Below are 12107 nucleotides of genomic sequence, written 5' to 3'. Positions count from 1 at the left end.
TGTTGAATTGTAAGCTACAAAAATAAGGATTAAAAGACATTTATTTTAGTGATTTTTCATGTTTTTCTATCAAGTTTATAATATGTTTTCCACGTGCTTTTGTGCCTTTGCTTTCGTGAATAATTTTAGTTTCGATTAGATGTTTTAATTCTGGATGAATCCAATCTTTTTCTAGCCCAAAAAGATATAAAGTGTTCATGGTGTAAGCTCTTACTGCAATTTTTTGAGGTGTAATTAACCAATCGAAACCAGTTACTACCATGGCATTTATATGTTTTGCCGTTAGATTTTTTTTGATATCATTATCGGTCTTCGCGTAGTAAGCAGTGGCTAAATGTTCACAAATTTTAGCACAAGGTCTAATAGCACTATCAAATTGTAGTGTATTTATTTTTGCAGAAAATTCATCTAAATGCGGAATCATCCAATTTAATTGATGGTGTGTACAAATCCACTCTAAAATCCAGGCTGCTTTTACAGATACTTTATCATTAACATTAAAAGTTATAGCAACCAATTCTTTAAAGAAATTTCGATTTTCTAACACAATATTTGCAACCCTTTGTCGGTTTTCTCTTTTAGGATTCTGCATATTACAGAGTTGCTCTGTTATAAAAAGGAGGTTTGTTTTTGGCACTATTAATGTATATTTGTATTAAAATTATATTTAAATGATAAATATAAAAAGACTGTTTTTTCTTTTTGCATTTTTTGCTTGTTATTTTACAAGCGAAAGTTGTAATGCGCAAAAAATTAATCAATTTAACGAAAAGAAACAACGCACAGGTGTTTGGAAAAAATATTATCCGAATAAAAGAATTCGTTATACTGGTCAGTTTAAAAATGGTAAAGAAGTTGGTGTTTTTAAATTTTATGACATTACAACTTCAAACCATCCAACCATCATTAAAACTTTTTTTGCAGATTCAGATTCTTTATTTGTTCAGTTTTACACCTTAAAAGGAAAAATTAAAACAGAAGGTGTTTTAAACAAAAGAGCACGTGTTGGAAACTGGAAATATTTTTATCCGGATGGAACCATTATGGCCGAAGAAAATTATAACAAACAAGGTAAACTCGATGGAGAGCAGTTGGTGTATTATCCCAATGGGCAAGTAACAGAATTCTCGGTTTACAAAAACGGAAAATTACATGGTACTACCAGTAAATTTGCAAGTAATGGAAACCTTATAGAAGAAGTAGTATATAAAAACGGAAAAGAAAATGGACTTGCAAAATATTTCGAATTAAATGGCAAATTAAAAGAGAAAGGTGTTTACAAAGACGGTAAAAGAGTAGGAAAGTGGGAGTATTATTTAGATGGAGAATTGGCACCAGAAGAGCTGAAAGAAAAGAAGAAAAAATTTGTGTTAAAAAAAGATATAAAAGATTAATCTATCAAAAACATTAAAAACAATAATGAATTTTAAAAAAGTAGATTTAGAAGAAACCTGTAATGGAATGACTTGCGAATTTTTTACTCTAAATTCAAGAGATACTCATTTGAGTGATATTCTTCATATTAAATTTAGTGGAAAATATAGACCTGGTGCAATGGGAAAAGCCGAATTAGGTATATGATAGGGAATTATGAATTAGGGAAGGCTTGTGTGGCTACCATCTAAAATAGTGATTGATATTAGCGAAGTAGATTATGAATCTGGAGATGATATGGAATTATTACTTGACATACCAGACTCAACATCTTCTGTTATAATTCTTGGAGATAAAAATAGAAAAGCGATATCAACTCTTATTTTAGGAATAGACGCAGAAGAAGATATCGTTGATAACAAATTCTTTTTTGATGATTTAGAAAAAGGAATTGAACAATTAAATAGAAAATAACGTTTTACAACAATGGTTTTAAGCGATTACTTATTTTCTCCAAACGAGAAATTTTAGCTAGTTCTAAAATCTACAATTCAACAGCTACTTTTTCTAATAATTCTGCAAAAAAAAGTGGTTTTATTTCAAGTGATAAATAATATCGCAATAAAATTCTAATTTGTAACTTTGCACCTTCAAAAAAAATAAGAATGAAACGAGTAGTTGTAGGTCTTTCTGGAGGTGTAGATTCTAGTGTTACTGCACATTTATTAAAAGAAGAAGGTTACGAAGTTATTGGGCTTTTTATGAAAAATTGGCACGACGATTCTGTAATAATTTCCAATGAATGCCCTTGGTTAGAAGACAGTAACGATGCTATGATTGTTGCCGAAAAACTCGGAATTCCGTTTCAAGTGGTAGATTTAAGCGAAGAATATAAAGAACGTATTGTAGATTATATGTTTGCGGAATATGAAAAAGGAAGAACGCCAAACCCAGATGTACTTTGCAATCGAGAAATTAAGTTCGATGTTTTTATGGACATTGCCTTAAAATTAGGCGCAGATTATGTTGCAACGGGGCATTATTGTAGAAAAGCCGAAGAAATTATCGACGGAAAACCAATTTATAAATTATTAGCCGGAAAAGACACCAACAAAGATCAATCTTATTTTTTATGTCAACTTTCGCAAGAGCAATTAGCAAAAGCATTGTTTCCAATTGGCGAATTAACAAAACCAGAAGTTAGAGAAATTGCCAAAAAAGCCGATTTAATTACAGCAGAAAAAAAAGATTCGCAAGGTTTATGTTTTATTGGTAAAGTTCGTTTGCCAGAATTTTTACAACAAAAATTACAGCCCAAAGAAGGTAATATTGTTCAAATCCCTTCAGATTTTTCTCAATATATAAAAGAGACGCCAAAGTTCGAAAACAAAGAAGCTACACTTAATTATTTCGCAACAAAATTTAAGTATTTAGAAGAAGATGGTAAAATAGTAGGCAAACATCAAGGCGCACATTATTTTACAAAAGGACAACGTAAAGGCTTAAATGTTGGTGGCACAAAAGAAGCTTTATATGTTATAGAAACCGATGTAAACACCAACACTATTTATACTGGAGAAGGAAAAAACCACCCAGGTTTGTACAGAAATACCTTGTTGGTTTCTAATGAAGAAATTCACTGGATTCGAGAAGATTTAATTTTAAAACCAGGAGAAACAATGGAAGTGGAAGCCAGAATTCGTTACAGGCAAGCTTTAGAAAAAGCGACTTTACACAAAGTACAAAATGGTTTGTATGTGCAGTTTGTAAACAAACAATCTGCCATTCAAGAAGGGCAATTTGTGGCGTGGTATAAAAACGAAGAATTGTTAGGTTCTGGAGTTATTTCTTAAAAACTTTTTCTTGCATAGTTAAAATAATATTTTTATAATTCATTTAAAGAATTATAAAATACATACCATTTCTATTAATTATTTTTTTTTACAGTTAACAAGAAGATATCTGGGGGTTTCAGAAGAAAATTTTTAAAATTATAAAACGATAATGGAAAATAAAATTACGAAACTTTTCAACATAAAATATCCAGTAATTCAAGGAGGAATGATTTGGGTTTCTGGTTGGAGACTGGCATCTGCAGTTTCTAATGCTGGTGGTTTGGGCTTAATTGGTGCAGGTTCTATGTATCCAGAAGTTTTGCGTGAACATATTCAAAAATGTAAAAAAGCCACACACAAACCTTTTGGAGTAAATGTGCCTATGTTGTATCCAGATATCGAAAAAATTATGGATATTCTTATCGAAGAAGATGTAAAAATTGTTTTTACTTCTGCTGGAAATCCAAAAACTTGGACTTCTTTTTTAAAAGAAAAAAAAATTATAGTAGTGCATGTGGTAAGTTCTGTAAAATTTGCTTTAAAAGCTGCATTAGCTGGTGTAGATGCCGTAGTTTGTGAAGGTTTTGAAGCTGGAGGACACAATGGAAGGGAAGAAACCACTACCTTTACACTAATTCCCATGGTAAAAGAGCAAGTAAAAATACCGGTAATTGCAGCTGGAGGAATTGGTTCTGGACGAGGAATGTTGGCAGCCATGGTTTTAGGTGCAGATGGCGTTCAAATAGGAAGCAGATTTGCAGCAACAGAAGAATCTTCGGCTCACGAAAATTTTAAACAAACGATTGTAAACGTAAAAGATGGCGACACACATGTAACTTTAAAAGAGCTAGCTCCTGTACGTTTGGTAAAAAATAAATTTTATAACGATGTACAAGAACTATATTCGAAAAAACCATCTTTACAACAACTAAAAGAACTATTGGGTAGAGCACGCGCTAAAAAAGGAATGTTTGAAGGAGATTTAGAAGAAGGCGAATTAGAAATAGGGCAAATTGCAGGATTAATCCACGAAATAAAACCAGCAAAGGAAGTTTTAGACAGTATTATTAAAGAATTTAACGAAGTTAAAACCCTAGTAAACAGTTTTTAAGTTAATTTTGTATTAAATTGTAATATTTTTTGTGAATTAAATTTATTGGCACTACCTTTGTAACTCAATAACGTTGTTCGTAATTAAACAAACAACACATTTAATACTATTACAATGAATAAAGGTACCGTAAAATTTTTCAATGAATCTAAAGGATTCGGATTCATCACTGAAGAAGGAAACAACAAAGAACATTTTGTACATGTTTCAGGTTTAATTGATGAAATTCGTGAAAACGATGAAGTTGAATTTGATTTACAAGATGGAAGAAAAGGATTGAACGCAGTAAACGTAAGAGTTATATAATTATATATTATTATTACTAGTTAAAGTTTTATCTAAAAGCCTATCAAATTTTTGATAGGCTTTTTTTATGCTTTCTATTTTATTTTAATTGATATAAGAATGCATTTTTCCAATTAATGGCACTATCTTTGCAACTCAATAAATGTTGTTCGTAATTAAACAAGCAGCATATTTAACATTATTATTATGAATAAAGGTACCGTAAAATTTTTCAATGAGTCTAAAGGATTCGGATTTATCACTGAAGAAGGAAACAACAAAGAGCATTTTGTACATGTGTCAGGATTAGTAGATGAAATTCGCGAAAACGACGAAGTTGAATTTGACTTACAAGATGGTAAAAAAGGATTAAACGCAGTAAACGTAAAAGTATTATAATATATATTTATTACTAGTTAATTTTTTAAACAAAAAGCCTATCAATTTTTTTTTGATAGGCTTTTTTTATGTGGGCAACTCTTAAAGGGAAAGAAAGTTTTTTTCGGAATAATAAATAGCATTACTTTACAGGAATTTTAATCTCGTACAATTTTCTACTTTTATTATTTAATTTATTCTCTCTTAACCATGGGTTATAAATTTTAAACTCTTTATAATTCATACCAAATTTTTTGGCAAAATGAATAATATTAGAAATTGCAGTATCTACTTTTATCGTTCGTGTTTTTTCTAAAGTATATAAATCTTCTTTTTCGAATACAAAGCCATATTTTTTAGGATTCGAGATAATTTCTTTTAAAGCTAAAATTCTAAATACATATCTTTCTGTTTCATCAGGTAGTTTTGCATCGTAATAATTATCTATCTCTTGTGCTGCTAATCGTTTAGCAATTCCATAATTTCCAGCATTATATGCAGCTGCAGCCAATGTCCAAGAATTAAAACGTTCTTTCGATTTTTTTAAATATTCTGCAGCAACTTTGGTAGATTTTTCGATATGGTAGCGTTCATCGACATTGCTGTTTATTTCTAAACCATATTCTCTTCCTGTTTTTCTCATAAAATGCCACATTCCTGCAGCTCCTGCAGACGAAGTTTCATCTATAAAACCACTTTCTGCTAAGGCTAAAAACTTAAAATCGTCTGGTAAACCGTATTTTTTTAATAAAGGTTCTAAAACAGGAAAGTATTTATTCGCACGTTTTATAAGCAACAAACCATTAGATTGCCAGTAGGTATTTACCAATAATTCTCTTTCCATTCGCTCTTTCACATCTTTAATCTCTATGGGCACTCTTTCTCCAGCCAGATTTAAATTTTCTGGAAGTTTTAAAGATTTTATCTTATACATTGGATGCGTTTGCGTTTGTGGATCTGTACCTGTAGGAATACTTGTGTCCGTTTTTTGCATGGCATTAAAAAAAACAGCAGTAACAATAGCTACACTTAATAGAGATAAATAACGTTGAGGAGTTTTCATATATTTTTACAATTTTACAGCATAAAAATATGAAAATGACTTTGGTTTAACAAGTTAAAACGTCATCAATAATTTGAGATATTTTTTTAGCCTTTGTTAATATCATTGCATGAGTACCTCCTTTAATTTCGATAGCATTTTTTATGTTTTTTAATGGAAAAACAGTGTCTTTTGTACCATGGATATGAACAACGTCTTTTAATGGGTTTATTTGCTGCCACTTAATAATATTGTAAATAGACCATTTTAAGTATTTTTTATTTCTAACAGAAAGGTATTTTTTATACAAGATTGCTTTTTTCTTTAAAGATTTTCCTAAAAAGTAGCGTGCATATTCTTCGAAATTTTCTACAACAACAGTTGGAAAAAGTTTATAAGCCTTTGTGAATTTTGCAAACTTGAATCTTTTTGGGAGTTCTTCTTGATTTTTAATACTAGAAATAATAATAACTTTTCTAGGGTTTACAAATTTTGCCATTTCTTGTACCATAATTCCACCAAAAGAAACTCCTACTAAAACCGGATTTTTCTCTTTAATTTCGTCACTCATTCTACAGGCATAGTTATCGATGTCTTCTTCTAATGCCAAAGGTTTTATCCATTTTAAATAATAAAAACGATATTTTTTGGGATCTAATTCTAAGTTTTCGAAAATTTCGGGACCTGCCGCCAATCCTGGAACAAAATATATAGGGATTTTTTTCATCTTTATTCAATTAATTTTTTTTCAATTAAAATTCCTTCGATGTAATCGTAAGCAATAGCAATTTCATCAGGAATGTCTATCCAAACTTTTACCATTAATTTCTCATCATTATAAGTAATAAATGTGTTTGAATAGTCTTTTAATTTTTCGGAATTTTTAGCGCTTTCAAAATTTTTAAACGTTGTTTTTTTTAATAAATTATTCAATTTTTTTAATAGAGGCTCTTTTAACTTAAATTTATAAAAACCTTTTACCAAAGTGTATTCTTTACCCCAAAAATATACATTTCCGTCTTTAAAAAAAGTAACTTCAAAAACAGGACAATCTCCAAAACAAGGCGTTTTTACAACGCTTACCAATCTTTTTTTAGAGAAGTAATTAACTTTCTTTAAAGCAGTTTCGGTATTTATTTCAACCGAAGAAAAATTACCCGTTTTAGTAAAATTATCAATCCAAAAAGAAGTTTTATCTGCAGGAACTTTTACAGTTACGGCTTTGTAAGTTTTGTTGTTAGCAATTATTTTGTCGATAGATAAATTGCTGTTTTTTAACTCGGTTTTAATTTTATTAAAATCTTCGGGGTTTTTTAAAACAACTAACAAATTTGTATATAAAATTTCTTTTTTTAGTTTCACAGCTTCCACTTCTTTACCAACAGACGGTTTTTGTTCGTTGTTTTTTTCTTTTACACTTTTAGCTTGATGACAACTTAAAATGAATAGGAATATTAAAATGGAATAAATTTTCATAGCGTTTTACAGTAGTGCTTTTTCTTTCGCAAAGTTGAATCTTACCAAACCATCATCATCAATTTCTGTAAGGGTTATTGTGTGTAAAGTGTTTACCAAATTAGGGTTCCAGGGTGTTTTTACTTTTACATAATTTTCTGTAAAACCATAAATATATCCTTCTTTATTCTCGCTTTCAAAAAGTGCTATTAACGTATTTCCTAACTGCGATTCATAAAAAGCTCTTCTTTTTTTGGCAGACAAACCTCGTAACATTTTGCTGCGTTTGGCACGTACTTTTTTTGCAACTACGCCTTCCATATTTATGGCTTCTGTATTGGGTCTTTCAGAATAGGTAAAAACATGTAAATAAGAAATGTCTAAGTTGTTTAAATAATTATAAGTTTCTAGAAAAAGTTCGTCTGTTTCACCAGGAAAACCTACAATTACATCTACGCCAATACACGCATTTGGCATAACTTCTTTAATCTTAGCAACTCTATCTGTATAAGTTTTACGCAAATATCTTCGTTTCATTTTCTTTAACAACTCGTCGCTTCCAGACTGCAATGGAATATGAAAATGTGGTACAAAAGAATTCGATTTCGAAACAAAATCTATGGTTTCGTCTTTTAATAAATTGGGTTCTATTGATGATATTCTAAGTCTATGAATTCCATTGACTTTATCTAATGCTTTTACCAACTCTAAAAAGGTGTGTTCGTGTTTTTTGTTACCAAATTCGCCTTTTCCGTAATCGCCAATATTTACACCTGTTAAAACAATTTCTTTAATTCCTTTGGATGCTATTTCTTTGGCATTGGTAATTACATTTTCTAAAGTATCGCTTCTAGAAATTCCTCTTGCCAATGGAATGGTACAATAGGTGCATTTGTAATCGCAACCATCTTGTACTTTTAAAAATGCGCGAGTTCTGTCGCCAATAGAGTAGGAGCCTACGTAAAAATCGGCATTAGAAATTTCGCAAGAATAGACTTCGCCAACATCATTTTTTGTTAAATCGTTAATATAGCTGGTCACGTTAAATTTTTCTGTAGCTCCTAAAACCAAGTCAACACCATTTACATTAGCTAATTCTTCTGGTTTTAATTGCGCATAACAACCCACAGCAATTAAAAATGCTTCATCGTTTTTCTTTATAGCGTTTTTTACAATCGATTTAAAACGCTTGTCTGCATTATCTGTAACAGAACAGGTATTTATCACGTAAACATCTGCTTTTGTATCGAAATTTACACGTTCGAAACCTTCGTTTACAAAATTACGAGCAATGGTAGAAGTTTCCGAAAAATTTAATTTGCATCCTAAAGTGTAAAAAGCAACTTTTTTTTTTGCATTCATTCTTGTACATTTAGCACTGACAAAAGTACGATTTTATTCATGATTTTTGAAACAGAAAGGTTAATTGTTAGAAAGCTAATTATTGATGATTTAGAAGGCTTTCACGAGTTAGAAAGCAATTCTAATGTATTAAAATATGCTACAGGAGAAGTAAAAAACTTTCTTGATAATAAAAAAGAACTTAACGATTTGCTTAAAAAGTACGATAAAAAAAATAACAATTTTTGGATTTATGCAGTCGAAAACAAACTTCGTAAAGAATTTGTAGGTACAGTTGCTTTGGTAAAAGATGGAGCAGATGATGAAATTGGTTATCGTTTTTTAGAAAAATATTGGAATAATGGTTTTGGGTTAGAAATTTGCAAAGGTTTGATCTCTTATTGTAAAAAATTAAAAAAACCTAAAATAATTGGTTATGTGGTTGATAACAATATAGCATCTGCAAAAATCTTAAAGAAATGTAATTTTATAGTTGTTGATGAGTTTGTGAACGATAACAATTTAAAAGAAACAAAATACCAATTAATTTTATGATGGTAAACCACTTAACTCCAACTTATTATGCTGTAATTTTCTCAACTATTTTAACTGAAGATATTTCTGGATATGTGGAAATGTCTAAGAAAATGGAACTTTTAGCAAAACAGCAAAAAGGGTATTTAGGACTAGAATCTGCAAGAAACGAAATAGGAATTACAGTTTCTTACTGGCAAACTTTAGAAGATATTGTCGCATGGAAAAACAACATCGAACACACAGAAGCTAGAGGTTTAGGAAGAGAAAAATGGTACAAAAAATACCAGCTACGAATTTGTAAAGTAGAACGAGAATATGGGTTTGAAAAGAACTTAGAGGTTTAATTTTTTACCATGTTTATACCAGTTATTGTTTGAAATTATTGGAAAAGAAATTGATGATTTTTTTCTTTCTAACGTGAGTTCGATATAACATTCGTAATATCTATTTAAAAACCAGTATATTATCATTTCGAACGAAACGCAGTGTAGTTGAGAAATCTTATGCTTAGTCTAAGATTTCTCCATGAGGTCGAAATGGTCGTTTTTTTAAAGAAGAAAAGCCATAACTATTTGATAAACAGTGTTTTTTAAATCGAACTCACGTTTATATAAAGAAGAAAAAGAAAGCATAGCCTTAGCTACGGTTTTTTTTATTTTGAAATAGAAACCTGAGTTCGATTAAAATTTAGGCATTTTTTTCTAGTAAAAAAGATAGATTTTCAGTAAATTAAAGTATTGAATTTCAATTTATTAATCTAAAAATCTATCTATGATAATCTACTCTAAAATTACTGAAATTTTCTGTCTTGTTGATGAATTTTGTAAAGAATATGACCAAATAGTCAGTAAACACCTTTTAGGCAATCCATCAAAACGTCCCAGTGTTATGTCAAATAGCGAGGTAATTACCATTACCATTTTGTTTCAGCTTAGTGGTTTTAGGACCTTTAAACACTTTTACGTGTATTACTTGCAAAAGCATATGCAAGATGATTTCCCAGCTACAGTTTCATACAATAGATTTACAGAACTCATGCAGCAAAACCTCATGCCAATGACTTTATTTTTAAAGACATGTTGTTTAGGTAATTCTACGGGTATTTCTTTTGTAGATTCTACACCTGTTAGAGTTTGCAGCCCCAAACGAATTAAGAATAATAAAGTATTTAAAGGCATTGCAACCACTGGAAAATCCACTATAGGATGGTTCCATGGCTTTAAATTGCATATCGTTATAAATGATAAAGGTGAAATCCTAAACTTCTGCATAACCCAAGCTAATGTTGATGATAGAACGCCATTAAAAAAGAAGTCTTTTTTAGATAAAATTTATGGTAAGTTATATGCGGACAAAGGTTATGTTGGAAAAGATTTAATGCAGTTACTTTTTGCTGATGGATTGCATTTAATTACTCATATTAAAAACAATATGAAGAATTCTTTAATGACAATGAGTGATAAAATTTTACTGCGTAAACGCTCTGTTATTGAAACCGTAAATGACGAACTCAAAAATATTTGTCAAATTGAACATTCTAGACATAGAAGTTTTACTAATTTCTTGTCAAACATAATCGCAGGTCTTATTGCATATAGCTTTTTACCAAAAAAACCTGCTATAAAATATCAGACTGTAAAGTCTAATCAGTTGACAATTTATTAATCGAACTCAGGTTAGAAAGGAAAAAAAGGCGATTTATTACAGGATTTTCAAATGGTAAATGGTATAATTATTTCCAATTAATTTTTGCTTGAATAGGAAAGTGGTCAGAAAATTTTTCGGAAAAAGATTTAAATTGATTTACAATCGCATTTTCGTCCGTTAAAATAAAATCGATTCTCATAGGAAACCAATAATTAAATGTTTTCCCTAAACCTTGGCCTGCCTCTGTAAAGGCATCTTTTTTACTCTTTGTAATTTGGTTGTACACCCAAGAATAAGCAGTGTTGTTAAAATCGCCACAAATAATTTTTTTGCCTTTCCATTGTTGTTCGTGCGTTAAAAATAAGTTGGTTTGTTCGACTTGTTTTTTAAAAGAATTGGTTACTCTTTTTAGTAATTTCTCAGAATTTTCTTGTCCAAAATTTTCTTCATTCGGTTTAATTCTTAACGACTCTAAATGCAAATTATACACACGAATGGTGTCTTTTTGCTTTACAACATCAGCATAAATAATATTATTAGAGGTGTTTTTAAAATCTAAAGATCCAGAGTTTACAATTTTATATTTCGAATAAATTGCCATTCCGAATTTTCCTTTGTCGTTTTTTCTTTTGATAAATTTATAAGGATAAGAAAGAAGTATTTTTGTAGATTGATAATATTCTTGAATTGCTAAAATATCGGGGTCTTTATCTTTAATGAAAGTAAAACCAGTATTTTCGGTTTCGGCATCATTTTTTTTGTTGGTAAATAAATCAAATGCTTTTACATTGTAACTCATTACTTTTACATCGCTGTTTAAAGACGAGCTTCTACTTGAAATTTTATAAAAAGGTGGTGAAGAAAACCAGCCAATTATTAAAACAAATGCAGATAAAAAGGCTTGTTTTTTCAATTTAATTAACCAATAAACAAAGAAAACAAGGTTTATAATAATTAAAACAGGCACAAAAAGACTTAAAACTGCAAAAAACGGAATTGTACTTGGAGAAATAAAGGGCAACAAATAAGATAGTAACAATAAAGTTGCTAGCAGCGAATTTAATAAATAGAAAATCTTGTCTATAAAGGATAAGTTTTTCAT

The 12107-nt window shown here is 29.9% G+C and carries 16 protein-coding genes; 10 read left to right on the top strand and 6 right to left on the bottom strand.

The genetic code is table 11. From position 1 onward, the window contains the following. Window positions 1-40: 40 nt before the first annotated feature. The gene (locus tag JL193_RS02210; RefSeq protein WP_207972281.1) at window positions 41-592 is read right to left on the bottom strand and encodes a HEAT-like fold family protein; all 552 of its coding nucleotides are present in this window, start codon (window positions 590-592) and stop codon (window positions 41-43) included. Window positions 593-671: 79 nt separating this feature from the next. On the opposite strand from JL193_RS02210, the gene JL193_RS02205 reads away from it, so the two are divergent. From JL193_RS02205 to JL193_RS02175, 7 genes are all read left to right on the top strand, one after another. Beyond that, the gene (locus JL193_RS02205; protein ID WP_207972280.1) at window positions 672-1394 is read left to right on the top strand and encodes a toxin-antitoxin system YwqK family antitoxin; all 723 of its coding nucleotides are present in this window, start codon (window positions 672-674) and stop codon (window positions 1392-1394) included. Between the two features lie 25 nt (window positions 1395-1419). Beyond that, the gene (locus tag JL193_RS02200) at window positions 1420-1581 is read left to right on the top strand and encodes a hypothetical protein (protein ID WP_207972279.1); all 162 of its coding nucleotides are present in this window, start codon (window positions 1420-1422) and stop codon (window positions 1579-1581) included. Window positions 1582-1608: 27 nt separating this feature from the next. Continuing rightward, window positions 1609-1848, top strand: a complete 240-nt coding sequence (locus JL193_RS02195; protein WP_207972278.1) for a hypothetical protein — start codon at window positions 1609-1611, stop codon at window positions 1846-1848. Window positions 1849-2039: 191 nt separating this feature from the next. After that, window positions 2040-3227, top strand: coding sequence for a tRNA 2-thiouridine(34) synthase MnmA (gene mnmA / locus JL193_RS02190; protein ID WP_207972277.1), 1188 nt, complete (start codon window positions 2040-2042; stop codon window positions 3225-3227). Between the two features lie 151 nt (window positions 3228-3378). Further along, entirely contained in the window at window positions 3379-4320 is a 942-nt protein-coding gene (locus JL193_RS02185; protein WP_207972276.1) for an NAD(P)H-dependent flavin oxidoreductase, read from the top strand. Between the two features lie 114 nt (window positions 4321-4434). After that, a complete protein-coding gene (locus tag JL193_RS02180; protein WP_072554651.1) occupies window positions 4435-4626 on the top strand; it encodes a cold-shock protein in 192 nt (63 codons plus the stop codon). Between the two features lie 186 nt (window positions 4627-4812). Then, window positions 4813-5004: a cold-shock protein gene (locus JL193_RS02175; RefSeq protein WP_207972275.1), complete on the top strand. Its 192-nt coding sequence runs from the start codon at window positions 4813-4815 to the stop codon at window positions 5002-5004. 121 nt (window positions 5005-5125) lie between these two features. Here JL193_RS02175 and JL193_RS02170 read toward each other — a convergent pair whose 3' ends face one another. From JL193_RS02170 to mtaB, 4 genes are read right to left on the bottom strand one after another with little or no spacing between them, the layout of a single operon-like run. Further along, on the bottom strand, window positions 5126-6046 hold the full coding sequence (locus tag JL193_RS02170; protein WP_207972274.1) for a lytic transglycosylase domain-containing protein: 921 nt from the start codon (window positions 6044-6046) through the stop codon (window positions 5126-5128). Between the two features lie 46 nt (window positions 6047-6092). After that, a complete protein-coding gene (locus tag JL193_RS02165) occupies window positions 6093-6752 on the bottom strand; it encodes an alpha/beta hydrolase family protein (RefSeq protein WP_207972273.1) in 660 nt (219 codons plus the stop codon). A 2-nt stretch (window positions 6753-6754) separates the two neighbouring features. Beyond that, window positions 6755-7501, bottom strand: a complete 747-nt coding sequence (locus tag JL193_RS02160) for a DUF6438 domain-containing protein (RefSeq protein WP_207972272.1) — start codon at window positions 7499-7501, stop codon at window positions 6755-6757. Window positions 7502-7507: 6 nt separating this feature from the next. After that, complete coding sequence (gene mtaB, locus JL193_RS02155; RefSeq protein ID WP_207972271.1) at window positions 7508-8842, bottom strand: tRNA (N(6)-L-threonylcarbamoyladenosine(37)-C(2))-methylthiotransferase MtaB; 1335 nt, start codon at window positions 8840-8842, stop codon at window positions 7508-7510. 39 nt (window positions 8843-8881) lie between these two features. Here mtaB and JL193_RS02150 point away from each other — a divergent pair, with 39 nt between their 5' ends. The 3 genes from JL193_RS02150 (at window position 8882) to JL193_RS02140 (ending at window position 11023) form a co-directional block, all read left to right on the top strand. After that, window positions 8882-9376 (top strand): GNAT family N-acetyltransferase, encoded by a 495-nt coding sequence (locus JL193_RS02150; RefSeq protein ID WP_207972270.1) that lies wholly within the window; start codon window positions 8882-8884, stop codon window positions 9374-9376. Next, complete coding sequence (locus JL193_RS02145; protein WP_207972269.1) at window positions 9373-9702, top strand: antibiotic biosynthesis monooxygenase family protein; 330 nt, start codon at window positions 9373-9375, stop codon at window positions 9700-9702. Before JL193_RS02150 ends, JL193_RS02145 begins: the two co-directional genes overlap by 4 nt. A gap of 427 nt (window positions 9703-10129) precedes the next feature. Then, complete coding sequence (locus JL193_RS02140; protein WP_207970412.1) at window positions 10130-11023, top strand: IS982 family transposase; 894 nt, start codon at window positions 10130-10132, stop codon at window positions 11021-11023. Window positions 11024-11090: 67 nt separating this feature from the next. Here JL193_RS02140 and JL193_RS02135 read toward each other — a convergent pair whose 3' ends face one another. Beyond that, window positions 11091-12107 (bottom strand): endonuclease/exonuclease/phosphatase family protein, encoded by a 1017-nt coding sequence (locus JL193_RS02135; protein WP_207972268.1) that lies wholly within the window; start codon window positions 12105-12107, stop codon window positions 11091-11093.

Source organism: Polaribacter batillariae, assembly GCF_017498485.1.
GTDB classification, from domain to species: domain Bacteria; phylum Bacteroidota; class Bacteroidia; order Flavobacteriales; family Flavobacteriaceae; genus Polaribacter; species Polaribacter batillariae.
This window is presented reverse-complemented; position numbering and strand designations above follow the sequence as displayed.

Excerpts from the sequence above, each read along its gene's own strand:
- JL193_RS02185 (WP_207972276.1), top strand. The coding sequence starts at position 3,379 with ATGGAAAATAAAATTACGAAACTTTTCAACATAAAATATCCAGTAATT.
- JL193_RS02160 (WP_207972272.1), bottom strand. The coding sequence starts at position 7,501 with ATGAAAATTTATTCCATTTTAATATTCCTATTCATTTTAAGTTGTCAT.
- JL193_RS02145 (WP_207972269.1), top strand. The coding sequence starts at position 9,373 with ATGATGGTAAACCACTTAACTCCAACTTATTATGCTGTAATTTTCTCA.
- JL193_RS02140 (WP_207970412.1), top strand. The coding sequence starts at position 10,130 with ATGATAATCTACTCTAAAATTACTGAAATTTTCTGTCTTGTTGATGAA.
- JL193_RS02200 (WP_207972279.1), top strand. The coding sequence starts at position 1,420 with ATGAATTTTAAAAAAGTAGATTTAGAAGAAACCTGTAATGGAATGACT.
- JL193_RS02175 (WP_207972275.1), top strand. The coding sequence starts at position 4,813 with ATGAATAAAGGTACCGTAAAATTTTTCAATGAGTCTAAAGGATTCGGA.
- JL193_RS02170 (WP_207972274.1), bottom strand. The coding sequence starts at position 6,046 with ATGAAAACTCCTCAACGTTATTTATCTCTATTAAGTGTAGCTATTGTT.
- JL193_RS02135 (WP_207972268.1), bottom strand. The coding sequence starts at position 12,107 with ATGAAAAACTTATCCTTTATAGACAAGATTTTCTATTTATTAAATTCG.
- JL193_RS02150 (WP_207972270.1), top strand. The coding sequence starts at position 8,882 with ATGATTTTTGAAACAGAAAGGTTAATTGTTAGAAAGCTAATTATTGAT.
- JL193_RS02165 (WP_207972273.1), bottom strand. The coding sequence starts at position 6,752 with ATGAAAAAAATCCCTATATATTTTGTTCCAGGATTGGCGGCAGGTCCC.
- JL193_RS02205 (WP_207972280.1), top strand. The coding sequence starts at position 672 with ATGATAAATATAAAAAGACTGTTTTTTCTTTTTGCATTTTTTGCTTGT.
- mnmA (WP_207972277.1), top strand. The coding sequence starts at position 2,040 with ATGAAACGAGTAGTTGTAGGTCTTTCTGGAGGTGTAGATTCTAGTGTT.
- JL193_RS02210 (WP_207972281.1), bottom strand. The coding sequence starts at position 592 with ATGCAGAATCCTAAAAGAGAAAACCGACAAAGGGTTGCAAATATTGTG.
- mtaB (WP_207972271.1), bottom strand. The coding sequence starts at position 8,842 with ATGAATGCAAAAAAAAAAGTTGCTTTTTACACTTTAGGATGCAAATTA.
- JL193_RS02180 (WP_072554651.1), top strand. The coding sequence starts at position 4,435 with ATGAATAAAGGTACCGTAAAATTTTTCAATGAATCTAAAGGATTCGGA.